Below are 17,472 nucleotides of genomic sequence, written 5' to 3' on the forward strand. Positions count from 1 at the left end.
AAAGAGGGGGCAAGATACATTCCGTTAATCTATGTATTACCGCCAATGACTAGGCTTCTCTAAATAACTTGGAATGCTGGTACGGCTATCTCCTTTTGCTGAATTAAGTTGAGATTGTGTAAGAAAAAGAGCACTTGTCAAATCTGCTCCAAATAACTTGGCATCTCGAAGGTCTGACCCGATAAAATCTACTTTTCTTAAATCACTATTGCTTAAATCTGCTGCTATCAATAGCTTCCCGCGAAAGTCCTCTCCTTTAAGATCTGACCCTTCTAAACTTTCCCCTATTAAATCATTTGTCTCCATTATTCTTTTATTTTTATTCATGAAGTCTTTCCGATACCATTGACTCGTCTTTTTCAACAGACTGTTGACAATACTTCTATGTTCCATAATATTCAATTCTAGAATATCTTTTGGATGCTTCTTAGTTAGTTTTACAGTATCATAATAAATTTGCTGAAGATGGTCATGTAAAGGTTCTGTTTCCATTATTATCAATGCTTGTTTGAGGTACCAAAGCATTTCATGTAGTTGCTGAACAATAGGAAACACAGCAAACATCTCTTCTGCATGTTCACTATCTTCACGCCAGTCTTTCCCACCATAGATAGTTTGTGAAACATGCTGACCTGCACCAAAGCATTCATACGTGACACAACCATTAAAACCTTTGTCTTTCAATTGGTCATGAATGGAACACATATTATTGGAGCATAAGTGTCGACATGGATTTCCACCATCTTTAGTGAAGGGAAAATCATGAGACTTACCAAATGGTAAAGCTACACAACATAAAGCAAAGCAGTTTTTACAATCTGATTTAAGATCATTTAGCATTTTCAATATTTCCTCCATCTTTTTGACAGTGAATTATTAATCCTATTCTATCACACTATCATTTGAATGCCTTGAAAAGAGCAAAAGATAAGAAATCAATAAGGAATGAAAATGAAACGATTCTATTAACTTGATAGAATATAAGGAGGACAATAAATAACGGTAAACATTACACCACCCTTTTTAAGGATGGATGGAAATGCAAGATATGCAATCCAATATTATTAGGCAGCACGTTGAACAATCAAGACGGTTTTTGTAGGTTTAAAAGGGGGAAGCTCAGGTGAAAATGCCTTTTCAAAAACAATCATTTTGCCCAGAATACGTCCGATACGGGGTAAAGTAAAAGTAATCATACAAAATTTCAGGTCTGTTCCTGCTATGAATCCAGCAGAGCACAGACCTGAAATTTGCTATCACTCATTTTTTATGATGTTTTTACTTTTCTATATACTAAAACACCTATTCCTATAATCAAGACGATTGCTCCTAATAAGAGAAATGTATACATATTAGTAGCCGTATCCGGGAGACGCTCTCCTTCTTCTTGATTACTTTCATTACCAGAGCCTGCTTCATTGTTATTATCTTCTGAAGTTTCTTGGCCATTTTTTTGTTCGGAATCTACTTTATCTTCTTCATCTTCAGAACCTACTTTGTCAGTATCCTCTTTTGTGTTTTCACCGTCACCTGATCCATCATTAGATCCGTTATTGTCAGTTCCTTCACCAGTGTCGCCGCCATCCTCTTGACCTTCTTCATCAGGAGTTCCGTCATTGTCCTCTTCAGGTTTCTCAGGAGCTTCTGGTTCTTCCCCTAATAAGTCAGTTATGCGACCTTCAATAACTGGATCAACCACACCACCTAAATCTTCTACCATATAATCACGTAATTGTTCCCAGTCAATTTCACCGATATCTCTCACTCGTCCTTCATCATACGCTTGAGCAAAGACTTCAAAACCGTCTCCACCTTTACCTGTGAAATTGTTTGTTGTTACTAAATAAGTTTGGTCTAAATCAATATCCTCATATTCACCTTCCACTTCTACTTCCATCGTCACAATTCGGGATCCAGGTTCTTTAGTGCTATCATAGTTAAATTTCATACCAGCAACCTGTAAGAATCCACCGCTTTCTGCAGGTGCTTGTCGGACACTGTGCTCTAAAATTTCTTTAATTTCCGCTCCTGTTAATTTTGCAACAACTGGATCATTTCCAAACGGTAATACGGCAATCACTTCACCAACAGTAATGGGACCTTCATCAATTGCCGCACGGATTCCTCCACCATTTTGCATGGCAATCACAACTTCTGGATTTTTTTCTCGCGCCTTTGCTAGCATTGCATCAGTGATAAGATTTCCTAATTCTGTTTCATTTGCTCGAACACTAACTTCACTATCACCTAAGCGCGGATTAGGAATATCTCTCATCGCCACTGCGCCTGTTTCTTGATTGGTTAGCTCATCTACTTCTTCTTTGTAGGAAGACAGTACTTCCTCAGCTTCTGGATCAGCTTCTTTTTCGTTAATATCTATTAATTGACCATCGTAGCCTACTACTACACCATTTTCATCAAAATTAACATCTAATTTACCCAGTAGCTGTGCGTATTGATGTGCCTGAACGATAACAGTTGGATCTTTTTCTGCTCCATTCTCATCTGTTGATACAACAGTTGGTTCATCTAATCTGGTATGAGAGTGTCCACCAACAATGACATCAATTCCGTCGACACTTGCTGCAAGCTGTAGGTCATTTCCTATATCTGGTGTGCTATCATAGCCAATGTGGTTTAATGCAATAATCTTGTCCACACCTTGTTCTTCAAAAGCTGCAACAGCTCGTTCGGCCTCTGCTATATAGTTTAAAAATTGCACATTTACTGGACTTGAAATATTCGCTGTATCTTCTGTCGTCAGCCCAAAAATACCAACCTGTTCTCCATTGACTTCTTTAATAATACCGTCATAGACAGATCCATTTTCTGGCGAATCAGATAATGCATTTTCACTTATGTAAGCAGCCATAAATGGATCCCCTGAGAAATCAATATTAGTTCCAAGGAATGGGAACTGTGCCTCCGCTACAAATTCTGATAGAGACTCATGTCCGTCTTCACCTGAACCCAAATCAAACTCATGATTCCCAAATACCATTGCATCGAAATCCATTAAGTTTAATAAGGCCAAATCAGCTTTTCCGTGAAATTGGTTAAAATACAAAGTACCTGAAAAAACATCTCCAGCATGAAGTAATAGTGCTTCAGGATTATCAGCTCGTACTTCTTTTACAGCTGTTAACATTCGAGGTAATGGTTCTACATGAGCATGTGTATCATTCATATGCATGATTGTTAATGAAAAATCACTGTCATCCTCAGCAGCCAATGTACTTGTAGGTAAGACTATCGTTAATACTAAGACAATAATAGCAACCATTCTGAAAGAAAAGCCGAATCTCTTATTACTTGTCATATCATGATTACCTCCTAAATATTTTTTGTTTTCTACTAAATCTATTATGTTAAAACACTAGATGTAAGTATTACAGAACAAGTGACAACATCTACCTACTTTCATTCTAGAAATCTACTATTAACTTAGAATTAAAATATCGTAAAATATATGTAAATCTATACCAATTATAATGTCTTAGAATCGTTACGTAAATGATCCTAATGTAACAGAAAGAAAAGATGACCATCTCTGGTCACCTTTAGGCTTTTATAACCCCAATTCTGCTTTTAAAAATTGACCAGTATAAGAAGTACTAGATTGCGCTACTTCTTCTGGTGTCCCTGTTGCTATTACTGTCCCTCCGGCATTACCACCTTCTGGTCCAAGATCGATAACCCAATCAGAAGCACGAATAATATCGATACTATGGTCTACGACAATAACGGTATTCCCGTTCTCTACCAGTCTATTTAATAAGATTAATAGCTGCTTTACATCTTTGGGATGCAGTCCATTTGAAGGCTCGTCCAATATATAAAGTGTATGATTGGTAGCTTTTTTGTTTAATTCTTTAGCAAGCTTTAGCCGTTGACCTTCTCCGCCAGAAAGTGTTGTTAATGATTGCCCCCATTTCAAGTACCCTAATCCAATTTCATTAAGCAGTCGGATTTTAGGTGCCAAAGTATTATGCTTTTCAAACAGTACCATTGTTTCTGCAATCGACATATCTAAAATATCAGAAATAGAGTATCCCTGGTATTTCACCATTAACAATTCCTCTTTAAAACGAGTACCATGACAAACCGGGCATGTCACTTCCAAATCATAAATAAAGTGCATGTTTAGTGAAATAAATCCTAATCCTTGGCAGTTTTCACATCTCCCTCCAACCGTATTGAAGGAAAAGTCCTTTGCACGAAAGCCATATTGCTTAGCCTCAGGTACATTAGCAAATATTTTTCTGATAATAGTAAACATATCTGTATAGGTAGCAACATTAGAACGCTGCATCCTACTTAAAGCTGACTGACTAACGGTAATGATGTCATCAACTGCTTCTAAACCAGTGATGTGATCGCAGTAAGATCCTGATTTGCTAAAATATCAAAAATTAACGTTGATTTTCCTGACCCTGAGACACCAGATACTGAAACGAGACGGTTTAACGGAATGTCTATTGAAATATTTTTTAAATTATGCTTGAAAGCATTTTGAATATGAATAACTTGTTCAGGTCTTTTCCGCCTCTCAAATATCATTTTCTTGTTTTCTCTTAAAAATTCACCAGTTACAGAATCAGCTTGTGATTGCAATTCTTCCACCGTACCTTCTCCTACTATTTTTCCTCCACCGCTTCCTGCTTCTGGCCCCATATCAATAATGTGATCAGCTTCTCTCATCACATCCACATCGTGTTCGATCACTAATACCGTGTTACCTAAGTCTCTTAGCTGCTTCATAATAGCCACTAATCCTTTTGTATCTTTTGGGTGTAGACCTGCAGTTGGTTCATCTAAAATGTATAAAACTCCTGTTAACCCAGAGCCTAGAACAGAGGCTAGTCGTAATCGTTGAGCTTCACCACCAGACAATGTAATAGTTTGCCTGTCTAGATTCAAATAGCCTAAACCAACTTTTAACACTCTACTTATTTTTTCTAATAAGTCTCGTAGATATGTTTCAATAAATAACTTCTGTTCAGCTGTTAAAGAAGCCTTAAGTCGTTGTAGCCATTCAAACAAATCCACTAATGAAATGGTTGTTAACTCTGTTATCGAAGTTTGATGAACGAGTACATTTCGACTTTCTTCTTTTAACCGATGACCATGGCAATCTGGACATGTTTGCGAGGAAAAAAGACTAGCTTCACTTGAATTACCACCTTTTTCCTTATACCTTCTCCAAATAGCGGTTAGTACTCCTTCAAACTTCCCTTTTGAAACTGTTTTTGGTGGCTTTATACCGGGGAAATGAGCTTTAAATTGCTTACTTTCAACTCCATAAAATAGTAAATCACGTTGCTGAGCAGAATAGTTCTTTAATGGGAGATTTTCATCAATAGGGATTTGATAATATTTTGCTGCAGTTAACACATTATGTTTTTGGTAATCAAAATAAGTGCCTCCCACCCATACTTTTATACAACCATCATTTAAACTTAAATTCTCATCCAATACCATGTCTTGTTTTATTTCACTTACCTCTCCTAAACCATCACAAGTTGGACAAGCACCTTCAGGTGTATTGAAGGAAAAATGAGAGCGGGTGAATTTTTCTATGCGAGTATGACATTGCGGACAATGGATGTATTCTGTATAACCTGAAGTTTCTTCTTGCATCGCTTCCTTATTAAGCGAAGGTAAAATAATATGTTGACAATGGGGGCAATTACACTCTCCAAGACGTTCATAAATGAGTCGTAAATAGGTGTACATGTCCGTTACTGTTCCAACTGTTGACCTTGGATTTCGATTGGTTATTTGCTGGCCGATGCTTATAGATGGTGATAGTCCGATCATAGCCTCTACTTTTGGTTTACTTACGCTATCTGTCGGCATACCTAAGGACTCCATATATTGGCGTTGACATTCTCGTTGCAAGGTATCCATAGCTAAAGTAGATTTCCCCGACCCTGATGGTCCTGTTAAAACGACAAGTTTGTTTTTCGGTATTGATACAAAGATGTTTTTTAAATTGTTTTCATAAGCACCTCTAATGTGAATGCTAGACATGAGAATTCCTCCCTATTTTTTAGATTCATCAACTATTCTATTACATTAATGCAAGTTATAAGGTTGATCGGAACCAGTGTTGTTGTTTGGGTAAATTCCCGTCACATGGAGTCTAAGGTTTTTCTTTAAAGTTTGAAAAAGCACAGAAAAATATAGATAATAGTTTATGATGACAGGAGGGAGAACATGGTTCGTCCGATTGATATTGCAAGAAAACTGAAGATTACAACGAGTGCTCTTAGACATTATGAGACTTGGGGGATTGTGCCTCCATCAGAAAGGAAAGAAAATGGCTATCGTGTTTATACAGAGGAACATGTCGCCTATTTTGAATGTATACGTGCCTTGAATACTGGCTTTGGCATGGGATTTGTCAAAGAAATCATGCCACTTGTTCAAGAAAAGAAATTAACCGAAGTTCTATGGTTAGTAAACGAAAAACAAGCAGAACTACACAAAGAAAAAGAAAAAACTGAAAAAGTAATTGAAGTGTTGGAACTAGAAAATCCGGAGAAAGTCCCTCATAGAAAACAAAAGAATTCCTACACAATTGGTGAAGTAGCAGCAGCATTGGAACTCCCTACAACTGTTTTACGCCATTGGCAAAAGGAAGGATTAATTGAACCAAAACGTAATGAAGAAAATGGTTATAGGAGTTACACTAAACAAGATATCAGCAAACTATTAATTATTCGAACACTTAGAAAAGCTTATTTCTCTATAGAAATTATCAGAGAAATGGTAAAAGAATTTGATAACAATAACATTACCAAAGCAAAAAAAGTAGCAAAAGACTCGCTTATTTATATGGATTATTTAGTCGAGGAACAACTAAAGGGACTCTTTTATTTGTATAAATTGTTTGAGCGGGTGAGACATTGATCACCTGCTTTTAAAATTGTTATCACCTTTACATGGTAGATTCTATACTACTTGCTTCTAAATTATACTACGCCTCAAGGTTTAAAAATCCCCTCTTCCTATAAAAGAAGAGGGGCATAAAATAATGGATTAATTCATATAACGGTATTCCATCAATTGCTTCAACATTTCAATTTCCTCTAATAATTCCTTTCCAACATTGGTTTCTCTCACTTTCTTTCGTTCGAGTTCTTTGTCTACTACTCTTCTAACTGATAAAACATCTGCACCATTTAACAGAACATCTTCTTTAGAATTAAAATGTTGGTGAGCAACTAACTGCATGCCAAATGAATTATATAACAACGTATACCCAGCAATACCAGTAGTTGACTGATACGCTTTGGAAAACCCACCATCAATGACAATCATTTTACCGTTTGCTTTGATTGGATTCTCTCCTTCTACTTCTTTAACAGGGGTATGGCCATTGATAATATGACCTTGATCAGGATCAAGATCAAACTCTTCCAACATTTTACGGCATACTTCCTCATCTTCTCTCAAATAGAAGTAAGGATTCTTTTGTTCTTTATGTGCTTGTTTATCTGTAATGAAATAGCGCTCAAATGTTGTCATTGCACGTTTTCCAAATAACGATGAATATTCCCCTGTCCAGAGATACCAAACCATGTCTGTTGCCAGATCATCTGTCTCTTCCAAATTCGCAAAAGCATGGCGTAAGTATTCTTCAAACTTATCCAGTAAGTCACGGCCTTTATAGGTGTTTCCTTCAATCTCCATCTGTTCCATATTTCCGTCTTCATCAACAGGAATACAACCATGAATTAGTAAATTGCCGTTATATCTTAAGTATAGATTCCCTTTTTTCATGAGAAACTTCATATGTCTCGATAATTTCTCCGAATATTGTACCGAAAGCAAGAGTTTATCGATTACCTCCTCTTCTTCCGGTAACAGTTTTGCCGGATTTTCTGGATCTACTGTAGCAAAGCAAGTATTTTCAAGTGAATATGTTTTTCCATAAATCGTTACCTGATTCTTCTCATAATCTACTTTCTCCAATAAAAGTCTTTCCGACATATTAAAGAATGGACGTCGTTTAATAATGGGACTTTCTAATTTAAATTGAATCATCGCTATCGCCTGATGAATTTTAGTAATTTGTAATGCCTCATCCGCTGATAGAGGTTTATCAGGATGCTCCTTCGGTCTGAAAGCAGGGTTATCATCATAGTATTTTTCAGCTAAATTTAATAATGGCCTAAGATTAATTCCATAAACATCTTCAATAATATCGAGGTTATCATAACGGGCACAAATACGAATGATATTGGCAAGGCAAACCTTCGAACCGGCAAAAGCACCAATCCATAGAACATCATGGTTTCCCCATTGGATATCTAGAGAATGATAATTAATGAGTGTATCCATAATTTTATCTGGGTCAGGTCCACGATCATAAATATCTCCTACTACATGGAGATGATCCACTACCAGCTGTTGAATCGTATAAGCAAGTCCGGTGATCAGTTTATCTGCCTGACCTAGCGTAATGATCTGCTGGACGATTTTTTCATAATACGGTTTTTTGTTGGAATATTTATCAGATTTATAAAGCAATTCTTCGATAACATAGACAAACTGTTCTGGTAATGCCTTACGCAGCTTTGAGCGAGTATACTTAGATGATGCGTATGGAATCAGTTGAATCATATCGCAAATAATTTTCTCATACCAGTTATGTAAATCCTGTTTATGATTAAAATTATTTTTGATTAATGTTAATTTCTCTTCAGGGTAGTAAACCAAAGTCGCGAATTCGTTAATTTGATCTTGTGACAATTTATCTTTGAAAATATCCGTTATTTTTTCTTTCACTTTCCCTGAACCATTTCTCAGCACATGTTGAAATGCATGATATTCCCCATGCAAATCACTGACAAAGTGCTCCGTACCTTTTGGTAAGTTCAGAATTGCTTCAAGGTTAATGATTTCGGTTACCACTTTTTCTTCACTGTCATATTTTTCAGCAAGTAAGTCTAGGTATTTCGTATTCACTGTGTAGCTATCCCCTCTCCGTTATGTATCACGGCACTATTCGTCCGTAAACCTCCATTATTGGCAGCCTGATTTTATATAGCATTATTGTAACAATTAACGCAACACATTTCTAGTTATCACTCTTTTAATACAACGCTTTATCTGAATAATGTTGTGTTAAAAATTATTTCTCGGGAAATATCGGCATCACTCCTCAGCTATTTCGTTTCAACGTCGATTTGCGCTATAATATCATTTAGGAGGGGTTACATGTCGACATATACTGTCATTGGCGGTGGAATTGCCGGAGCTTCCATAGCCTATCATCTTGCCAAAACCGGGAATTCTGTTACTGTCTTTGATCGCTATGATAAAGGACAAGCAACTACTGCTTCAGCAGGGATCATTTGCCCTTGGGTCAGTCAGCGCAGAAATAAAAAATGGTACAGACTTGTTCAGGAAGGTGCTCGTTATTACCCGGATTTCATTCAAGAACTCGAGGAAACAACCGGGCAGTTTACTGGATACAAACGAAATGGAGCGATATGTCTATTTAAAGATGAGCGGATTCAGCAACTCGCATATGAACGGATTTCTGCCAAACAGGATGGATCACCTGAAATGGGAGATGTTTATAAACTGACAAAAGCAGAAGTGAAAGAAATTCATCCACATCTGACTGATTGTTATCCAGCCGTATTTGTAGAAGGTGGGGGGCAAATCCGTGGAGAAAGTCTGCTTTCAGCTTTAAAAGAAGGGATAAGCCTTCATGGTGGTAAATGGATACAACAAGCTATCAAGCCTGAAGAGGCAGAAGGTACTGTTATCTATGCTGCTGGTGCATGGGCTGGTGAGTATTGTCAAACACCTTTAGTCCGTCATCAACGGGCAGAATTATTGCACCTCAAACTAGATGATGAATACCAGAGTAAAGAAACTCCCGTTGTGATGGGACTTGGACCAATGTATATTGTAGGAACTGATCATAATCAGTTTGCGATTGGAACAACACACGAGGATACCGAAGAATTTTCCATTGCCCCGTCAGAAGAAAATCAGCAATACCTTCATCATGAGGCAATGCGTTATTTTCCGGAAACTACTATCCAAGACCAATTTATGGCTGTAGGTTTACGTCCTTTTACAAGGGATTCATTGCCGTATATCGGATGGACTGCAGATCATATCTTTTCCGTGAATGGTTTAGGTTCTTCTGGATTAACAGCAGGACCAGTGATTGGGAGAGAGGTTGCAGCCTATTTAACAGATAAGGAAACAGTTTTAAACCTGGAGGATTATGCTTATCTTTAAGTGTTCGACAAGATAATGACTTAGAAGGGACTGAATGATGCACAGATATCAATATTTTTTATCCATCAATTAAACTCACAAATGGGAGGTAAAAGTATTGATACAACATCTATATACGAAAAGACTGCACTTAAGGAAGATGACTTCTGAAGATGCAGCTAGTCTGTTTACCATTTGGTCTGACTCTGATGTAACAGCGTTTATGAACATTAGTAACTTTACAACGAAAGAGCAGGCTGAGGAAATGATCTCTTTTCTCGACCGGTTGGCACAAGATCATAAAGCAATCCGTTTTACCATCATAGAAAGAAACGCTAACGAAATTATCGGATCCTGTGGGTATAATTCCCTTGATTTCGAAAATAAAAAGGCGGAAATAGGCTATGAAATAGCTAAAAAACACTGGGGTAAAGGCTTTGCGCCAGAAGCAATCTCAACGCTTATGGATTATGCCTATAATAGATTAGATTTCCATCGTATCGAAGCGAAGGTAGAACCGGGAAATGTTAATTCGGTGAGAGTTCTAGATAAGTTAGGTTTTATTTATGAGGGGACATTAAGACAGTCTGAGAAAGCTAAGGATAAGTTTATTGACTTACAGATGTATTCTAAATTAAAAACAGACTAGAATATTTAAAGCAAACCTCAAAAGCGTAACGTTTTTGAGGTTTGCTTACTTTTTTCTTAGTGCATACCTTGTTGAGGTGCTTTTGTATAAGCTTGCAGCATATTATTCATATCTTGAGCGTCTAGTTTAGGTAGTTGATAATAACCATGTTTGTTTTGGTATAAGAACAGTTCATAGCTCATTTCGATTATGTTCGGCACACTATCTGCAATAATGCGACGCAATACCGGGTTGTTCATCTCTACTGCTGCCATAGTGAGTCCAGAAGCCATTGATTTAGTATGACCTAACATAAAAGAGGAGAAACATTCATCCGTAAACTCATTAACAGACTGCTTTGGTTTTTTTGGTTGCCCAGCCTGAGTGCCGTAAGTAACCTCATTATTTTGCTGCATTTTGTACTGTTGTGTTGGTACTTGTGGATCTTGCCCAGTTTGGAAGCTTTCTACGATTGTGTTATACATTTGCGTAAGAAAAGAAGTTTGGCGCTGCAGGATACCTTTTAATTCTTGATCTTGAATATGTTGATCATACAACTGATACTGCTCCATCATCCCGATTAAGCCACCAATTAATTCATGGGAATCCATCATTTCATGTGCACCATGATTATGACTAGTCCCTTGGTTCGCCATATTTTGTGGCATTTGCGCATTGTTTTGCATCTGATTTTGATTTTGCACTATAAGTAACCTCCTGTATTTAAAATTCAAGTATATATTTTCCTCTTAGGGAACATTTATGTATATAATTTTTCGTAAAAAACAAAAAATCTCGTAAATGTGTTAATTACTTCTAAGAATCATTATCAACTTTGGGGATTTACTATCAACTTTTAGAATGACCAAGACAATATAAAAGTCCGAGAATCCCGGACAATCGTATTTTTACACTTCTTCAATTATCTTTTCAAGTCTTGCTGTCGTATAATGACCATCTATCCCTGGTTTCGTAATCAAATAATCTAAAATTTCCTTATTCTCTAAGGACAATGTTGATTTTAAACCATGAATGATCATGCTTAAATATTCTTTAGATGGTGTATGAAAAGGGACATCTAAATCCCAATCTGCAGTGAAAGTAACGATAGGGTAACCATCCTCTTCGCCTAAAAACAAAATCGTTCCATACCACGAGTCTCGTAATGTTTTGTATCCGCTCTCCATCACTTTATCTAAATCGATATGTATCTCCACTCCATTATTTTCCTGTTTAACTACATCCATAAATTGCTCTTCTGTTATTAAATATTTTCTACTGTATGTATGGAACTTTTCATTTTTGCTCAATCCGATAAATGCCACACCTTGTTTTTGCCAGCGCCTTGATTCTTTTGCAAAGTAAAGCGGATATGGCATGATATGTGTTCCTTCAGCGATTGGAAGGGATTTATCTCTACACCCTACCTCTCTTTTTTCCGAACCTTTAGGTCGTCCACCTTTGATATAACATAAAAACCTTTCCCTGCTTAAATTAGATCCATAGCTTGCATACCAGACATAGGACCTTTCTTCTGACGTAGACATAATACTTCCCCCTAACATTAAGCTTAATTTTTGCATGCTTTAACAAAAGCATCAAATATCCCTTGCATTGTTGCGTCTTCACTCGCCATCTCTTCAGGATGCCACTGGATGCCCATTATCATTGGAGAAGTTTTATCGACTCCTTCCACCGCTTCCATGATACCATCTGGGGCAATCGCTACTTTCTTTAGATTTGTTGCAAGCTGATCAATTGCCTGATGATGAATGCTGTTTACTTGAATACTTGAGTTACCTAGAATCTGATATAACAGACTCGTCTTATCGATCTGAATATAATGGGTGGGCTCTGGTCTTGCCGCTTGCTGGTTATGGTTGATTGCATGAGGATTACTAGTCTCGATATCTTGTATGACTGTGCCTCCTAATGCAACATTTAACATGGTTGCACCTCTGCAAAGCCCCAGAATTGGTTTACTTTGTTTTTGTGCATATTTCACCAATTCTATTTCAGTATGATCCCTTTTTTTATTGGTGTTTTGGATTTTTGGAGATGGATACGTCCCAAACGAGTTGGGATCGATATCTTCTCCACTGCTAAGTATAATGCCGTTACAAATACTGACCCATACTTCCGCCATCACTTCTGGACCTGTGGGAATGATGATAGGAACTCCACCTGCTTGCATTACGGACTGAATATGCTTCTCATGCAGATTATAACTGGGAATATTGTTGTGACTAACAATCGAACACGTAATTCCAATTACAGGCTTGATCGATGGAACCATGTTGAACACTACCCTTCCATATTAAATACTTTATGCGCCGTTGTTAAACCTTTTTTATTTTGTAAAAAAAGTTAAAAATTATACTTCTGCATAAAGTCAATTTCCGCCGGTAAGAGTTATGCTCTAGTAGTTTACAGGCTGACCATCTACTTCTCAAATTTATACTTTATAACATGCCATGAATGGTTAGTTGTTCATCATCGATTTTAAAGTGTCCTTGCAGTTTTGGTTGATCGTTGAAGGCAAATTTCGATATAATATATTCTTTTAGTTCGATGATAATTTGCGGACGAAAGCTTGCATCAAATGGTCCAAATGAATATATTGTTCAGTTCTTGTCATTCTTTTCATGATAATAAGAAAACGCGAAAAACCTATTAAAAGGACTTTTCGCGTTTTTTTATGCTTCCATTATTTCATAGTTAGGCAAATCAACCGTTCTGGCAATACGGTTCAGCTGCATTTTGATCTCTACATTATGAGTGATTACGAATTCGACTTTTTTAAAACCAGATTTTTTATATAACTTAAAGGATCGGGCTAACTTTGGTGTCATTTCTTGATGGATTACCTCCATATCCTTGCAATCTACTTGTAACACATAATCATAAGTAGAAATGGAGCCTATCTGCTTTTCATAATCTTGATGGAATTTGTCCGCTTGCTCAGGTGTAAAGGTCCCCACTACATTCATATAAACAGCTTTACTTGTGGGCTTAACATCAATAACGTAACCGCCATCAGCTGTCATGTTTTCTATTTTTGCCATGTATACCTCTTCCTTTCTCTTGGATGTTTAATTAGAGTCTCGCACTAATAGATTTAGTTCATTTCAGATAAAAAAGTAATAATACCTAAGTCATTATTCCTCTTTTTCATTTGATATATGTCACCATTCTACAAACCATAAGATATTTTACCGTATTAAAAGATGATTCGCAAAATATACAAAACTTTTAACTTAGTATAAAGGATCTATTTAATTATGGATTGTAAACACATTTAGCATAGACACCACAAAAAAATGCCATTTTCTGATATTATTTCCTACATATCCAGATTAATGACGTAAAGTCCCGGATGTTAACTAGTAAAGAAGAAGGATAGTCATCAAATTTTGATGGATCAAGGTAAATAATCATGGATGTTAAGCCGGTATTTTTTTCACCTAATGTTTACCATCAATTAATAGTCTATCAATATTCATCTAGTATCTTGTAACTGTAAGCAAAATTATGAAGGAGTTGGTAAGAATGTTTAAAAAGATTGGTGCTGTAGCTCTTAGTACAGGTCTAGTTTTGTCTGCTGTGAGTGTTCCGGTTTTTGCGGACAAGCCTGAATCACCAGGAAAAGGAAACGGTAATGGATATGGTGGAAAGAAAATCGATAATATCATTTACATGATTCCAGACGGATTTAGTGGAGACTATGCTTCCAATTACCGTGTCTACAAAGGTGAAGATGCTGTTTGGGACGAACACCTAAAAGGAATGTTTACGACCAATTCGGCAAACGCTGATGTAACGGATTCTGCGGCCGCTGGTACAGCAATGGCTAGTGGTGTAAAAACTAACAATGGTGTAATCGGCCTTGATCCAGAGGGAAATGAACTAACAACCATCTTAGATGTATCTGAAGAAGCTGGTAAATCATCTGGATTAGTAGCTACATCCACGATCACACATGCCACACCTGCATCTTTTGCTGCAAATGTAGAAGATAGAAATAATCAAACAGAGATTGCCAGACAGTATATCTCTAGTGAAGTAGATGTCCTTCTAGGTGGAGGGAGAAATATGTTCTTACCTGAAGCAGAAGGTGGTAACCAAGAAGACGTCAATCTGATCGAACAAGCAGAAGATGCTGGATTTACCTATGTGGAAACTAGAGAAGAGCTACAAGACAATGCCGATATTAATGTAAATCAAGGCGAAAGACTACTTGGACTCTTTGCTGATGATGCACTTTCTCCTGAATTACACCGTGATCAAAGTGTAGAGCCTAGTTTAGCAGAGATGACAGAAGCATCCATCGAGGTTTTAGAGCAAGATAAGGACGGATTTTTCCTTATGGTAGAAGGAAGTCAAATCGACTGGGCAGGACATGCCAATGATGCTGCATGGGCTATGTCTGATGTAGCGGCATTTGAGGAGGCAGTCGAAGCGGCCATTGATTTTGCTGAACAAGATGGTAAGACACTAGTGATTGTTGCTGGTGACCATGATACTGGTGGTATGACAACAGGATCTGGTGCATACTCAGGATTGAATGCGGACATTTTGAATCAGGTAACAGCGACTGGAGACTTCATGGCTACTCAATTAAATGAAGATCGCTCCAACGCAAAAGAAATAGTTGAGGAATATACTAATTTAACCCTAACAGAAGATGAAGTACAATCCATTCAGAATGCTAGTGATGTAGCACTTGCAATTAATAGCGTAGTAAGTGACCATGCAGGTATTGGCTGGACAAGTACTAATCATACTGGGGCAGACATCCCTGTTTATGCATATGGTCCTCAAGCTGATAAGTTTGCCGGTTTCTATGATAACACAGAACTGCCTAAGATTATGGCGAATGCTCTAAAAGTTAATTTGGAAAACTAATATTTTTACAATCCCCTTTTTTGATAAACTTGAATCAAATGCAATAGTGAAAGGGCCAAAATTTAAGTTTTGGCCCTTTTTATTTGGCTAATTATTTGATAGTTAGGTAGCTTGATAGATTGAGCAACTTGGTATAACTGCTCTTGGATGGCTTCATTATCATTAACTAAGAATATGATTTTTTTATAGTTTGATTCCTTATATAGCTGATAAGATCGGATTAATCTAGGTATCATTTCCTGATTGATAGCCTTCATCTCTCTACAATCTACCTCTAAAACAAAATCAATGGTTGAAATGATGCTGATTTGTTTACGATAGTCTAGATGAAATTGTTCCGCTTGGTCTGGTGTAAAACTACCTACTATCTTCATAATAATTGTTTTAGCAGTGGTTCTTACATCTATTATATAACCACCATTATTTGTCATATTTTCTACTTTCGCCATATTGTCCACCCTTTCTCTATCTCTGGTGTATTAATTAGGTACGATTCATTATGATGCCAAACTTACTTTAAATTAAAAGATACAATTAAATATTAAATTCAATCAAATATAATGCACAAGTGGCTCTTAACTCGGCAATTATTTATGCTTATGAAAGAAGCAACTCTTCCACATAACAAAAATCTACATTTTTCTATAATATTTCAAGTTACTTTAGATTCTGATGGTATAAAAAAAGGCAGACCTTGTGAACAAGCTGCCACTTAAAATCTAACCTTTTCTTCTACTTATGCATCTATATTCTTTTGATCCTCTTTCTCCTGTAGTTTCCGATAAATAGTTGCAACAATAGGTCCAGAAATATTATGCCATACACTAAATATCGCACTTGGCACAGCCGATAATGGATTAAAGTGTGCAGCTGCAAGGGTCGCACCCAATCCTGAATTTTGCATGCCCACTTCAATGGAAACAGCTTTTTGTTGCTTAGGTTCCATCTTCATTATTTTTCCTAGCCCGTAGCCAACTAGATAGCCTAGTCCGTTATGAAGCACCACTATTAAGAAAATTAATAACCCAGTCGCTGCAATTTGTTCCTGGTTAACACTTACTACTGCTGTAACAATTGCTACAATACCAATTACTGATACTAACGGAATCGCCTTTACTCCTGCTTCCACTTTATCTTTCAACAATGCCTTAACTAATAAACCTAACAAGATCGGCACTAAAACAATTTGCACAATAGATACGAATAAAGACCCTGCAGATACTTCTAACCACTGGCTAGCAAATAGATAAATTAGTGCTGGTGTTAGAAATGGTGCCAGAATCGTAGAAACTGCAGTAATCGAGACCGATAATGCTGTATCCCCTTTTGATAAGTACGTCATAACATTTGAAGAGGTACCACCAGGACAACAGCCAACTAAGATAACACCGACTGCCACCTCTTTTGAAACAGGTAAAATAGTTACGAGCGCAAAAGCAAGTAATGGCATGATCAAGAACTGGCCAGCTACCCCGATCGCCACCTCTTTCGGACGTTTGAACGCTTCTTTAAAATCATTAGCTGTTAGTGTAAGTCCCATTCCAAACATAATAATACCTAATAATGGTGTGATATAGGCTGCCAACCACGTAAATCCTGAAGGTATAAGAAATGATAAGACCGCAAATAATACAACCCAAATCGCAAATGTATTCCCTACAAAACTACTAATTTTCTCTAAACCTTTCATG

The 17,472-nt window shown here is 37.0% G+C and carries 13 protein-coding genes and 1 pseudogene; 4 read left to right on the forward strand and 10 right to left on the reverse strand.

The window, feature by feature from the left end; translation table 11 throughout:
* Positions 1–36: 36 nt before the first annotated feature.
* The 3 genes and pseudogenes from D569_RS0113420 to uvrA form a co-directional block, all read right to left on the reverse strand.
* Positions 37–840, reverse strand: a complete 804-nt coding sequence (locus D569_RS0113420) for a pentapeptide repeat-containing protein (RefSeq protein WP_018932949.1) — start codon at positions 838–840, stop codon at positions 37–39.
* 427 nt (positions 841–1,267) lie between these two features.
* Positions 1,268–3,319, reverse strand: a complete 2,052-nt coding sequence (locus D569_RS22875) for a bifunctional metallophosphatase/5'-nucleotidase (RefSeq protein WP_018932950.1) — start codon at positions 3,317–3,319, stop codon at positions 1,268–1,270.
* A 249-nt stretch (positions 3,320–3,568) separates the two neighbouring features.
* Positions 3,569–6,033 (reverse strand): annotated as a pseudogene (gene uvrA, locus D569_RS23450) (excinuclease ABC subunit UvrA).
* 186 nt (positions 6,034–6,219) lie between these two features.
* On the opposite strand from uvrA, the gene D569_RS0113435 reads away from it, so the two are divergent.
* On the forward strand, positions 6,220–6,915 hold the full coding sequence (locus tag D569_RS0113435; protein WP_018932951.1) for a MerR family transcriptional regulator: 696 nt from the start codon (positions 6,220–6,222) through the stop codon (positions 6,913–6,915).
* A 129-nt stretch (positions 6,916–7,044) separates the two neighbouring features.
* Here D569_RS0113435 and D569_RS0113440 read toward each other — a convergent pair whose 3' ends face one another.
* A complete protein-coding gene (locus tag D569_RS0113440; RefSeq protein WP_018932952.1) occupies positions 7,045–8,976 on the reverse strand; it encodes a fructose-bisphosphatase class III in 1,932 nt (643 codons plus the stop codon).
* Between the two features lie 252 nt (positions 8,977–9,228).
* On the opposite strand from D569_RS0113440, the gene D569_RS0113445 reads away from it, so the two are divergent.
* Together D569_RS0113445 and D569_RS0113450 are read left to right on the forward strand one after the other, a co-directional pair.
* The gene (locus D569_RS0113445) at positions 9,229–10,269 is read left to right on the forward strand and encodes an NAD(P)/FAD-dependent oxidoreductase (protein WP_018932953.1); all 1,041 of its coding nucleotides are present in this window, start codon (positions 9,229–9,231) and stop codon (positions 10,267–10,269) included.
* Between the two features lie 97 nt (positions 10,270–10,366).
* Entirely contained in the window at positions 10,367–10,897 is a 531-nt protein-coding gene (locus tag D569_RS0113450; RefSeq protein WP_018932954.1) for a GNAT family N-acetyltransferase, read from the forward strand.
* Between the two features lie 56 nt (positions 10,898–10,953).
* Here D569_RS0113450 and D569_RS0113455 read toward each other — a convergent pair whose 3' ends face one another.
* The 4 genes from D569_RS0113455 to D569_RS0113470 form a co-directional block, all read right to left on the reverse strand.
* Complete coding sequence (locus tag D569_RS0113455; protein ID WP_018932955.1) at positions 10,954–11,580, reverse strand: spore coat protein; 627 nt, start codon at positions 11,578–11,580, stop codon at positions 10,954–10,956.
* Between the two features lie 204 nt (positions 11,581–11,784).
* Complete coding sequence (locus D569_RS0113460; RefSeq protein ID WP_018932956.1) at positions 11,785–12,423, reverse strand: hypothetical protein; 639 nt, start codon at positions 12,421–12,423, stop codon at positions 11,785–11,787.
* Between the two features lie 23 nt (positions 12,424–12,446).
* Complete coding sequence (locus tag D569_RS0113465) at positions 12,447–13,172, reverse strand: gamma-glutamyl-gamma-aminobutyrate hydrolase family protein (RefSeq protein WP_018932957.1); 726 nt, start codon at positions 13,170–13,172, stop codon at positions 12,447–12,449.
* A gap of 400 nt (positions 13,173–13,572) precedes the next feature.
* A complete protein-coding gene (locus D569_RS0113470) occupies positions 13,573–13,941 on the reverse strand; it encodes a hypothetical protein (protein WP_018932958.1) in 369 nt (122 codons plus the stop codon).
* Between the two features lie 484 nt (positions 13,942–14,425).
* Here D569_RS0113470 and D569_RS0113475 point away from each other — a divergent pair, with 484 nt between their 5' ends.
* Positions 14,426–15,781: an alkaline phosphatase gene (locus D569_RS0113475; protein WP_018932959.1), complete on the forward strand. Its 1,356-nt coding sequence runs from the start codon at positions 14,426–14,428 to the stop codon at positions 15,779–15,781.
* Positions 15,782–15,843: 62 nt separating this feature from the next.
* Here D569_RS0113475 and D569_RS0113480 read toward each other — a convergent pair whose 3' ends face one another.
* Both D569_RS0113480 and D569_RS0113485 read right to left on the reverse strand, forming a co-directional pair.
* On the reverse strand, positions 15,844–16,230 hold the full coding sequence (locus D569_RS0113480) for a hypothetical protein (protein WP_018932960.1): 387 nt from the start codon (positions 16,228–16,230) through the stop codon (positions 15,844–15,846).
* Between the two features lie 287 nt (positions 16,231–16,517).
* Positions 16,518–17,471, reverse strand: coding sequence for a bile acid:sodium symporter family protein (locus D569_RS0113485; protein WP_018932961.1), 954 nt, complete (start codon positions 17,469–17,471; stop codon positions 16,518–16,520).
* Position 17,472: the final 1 nt, after the last annotated feature.

The organism is Gracilibacillus lacisalsi DSM 19029, assembly GCF_000377765.1.
Lineage (GTDB): Bacteria > Bacillota > Bacilli > Bacillales > Amphibacillaceae > Gracilibacillus > Gracilibacillus lacisalsi.

Coding starts and splice junctions, on each gene's coding strand:
- D569_RS0113470 (WP_018932958.1), bottom strand. CDS start 13,941: ATGGCAAAAATAGAAAACATGACAGCTGATGGCGGTTACGTTATTGAT.
- D569_RS0113435 (WP_018932951.1), top strand. CDS start 6,220: ATGGTTCGTCCGATTGATATTGCAAGAAAACTGAAGATTACAACGAGT.
- D569_RS0113465 (WP_018932957.1), bottom strand. CDS start 13,172: ATGGTTCCATCGATCAAGCCTGTAATTGGAATTACGTGTTCGATTGTT.
- D569_RS0113475 (WP_018932959.1), top strand. CDS start 14,426: ATGTTTAAAAAGATTGGTGCTGTAGCTCTTAGTACAGGTCTAGTTTTG.
- D569_RS0113460 (WP_018932956.1), bottom strand. CDS start 12,423: ATGTCTACGTCAGAAGAAAGGTCCTATGTCTGGTATGCAAGCTATGGA.
- D569_RS0113420 (WP_018932949.1), bottom strand. CDS start 840: ATGCTAAATGATCTTAAATCAGATTGTAAAAACTGCTTTGCTTTATGT.
- D569_RS0113485 (WP_018932961.1), bottom strand. CDS start 17,471: ATGAAAGGTTTAGAGAAAATTAGTAGTTTTGTAGGGAATACATTTGCG.
- D569_RS0113480 (WP_018932960.1), bottom strand. CDS start 16,230: ATGGCGAAAGTAGAAAATATGACAAATAATGGTGGTTATATAATAGAT.
- D569_RS0113445 (WP_018932953.1), top strand. CDS start 9,229: ATGTCGACATATACTGTCATTGGCGGTGGAATTGCCGGAGCTTCCATA.
- D569_RS22875 (WP_018932950.1), bottom strand. CDS start 3,319: ATGACAAGTAATAAGAGATTCGGCTTTTCTTTCAGAATGGTTGCTATT.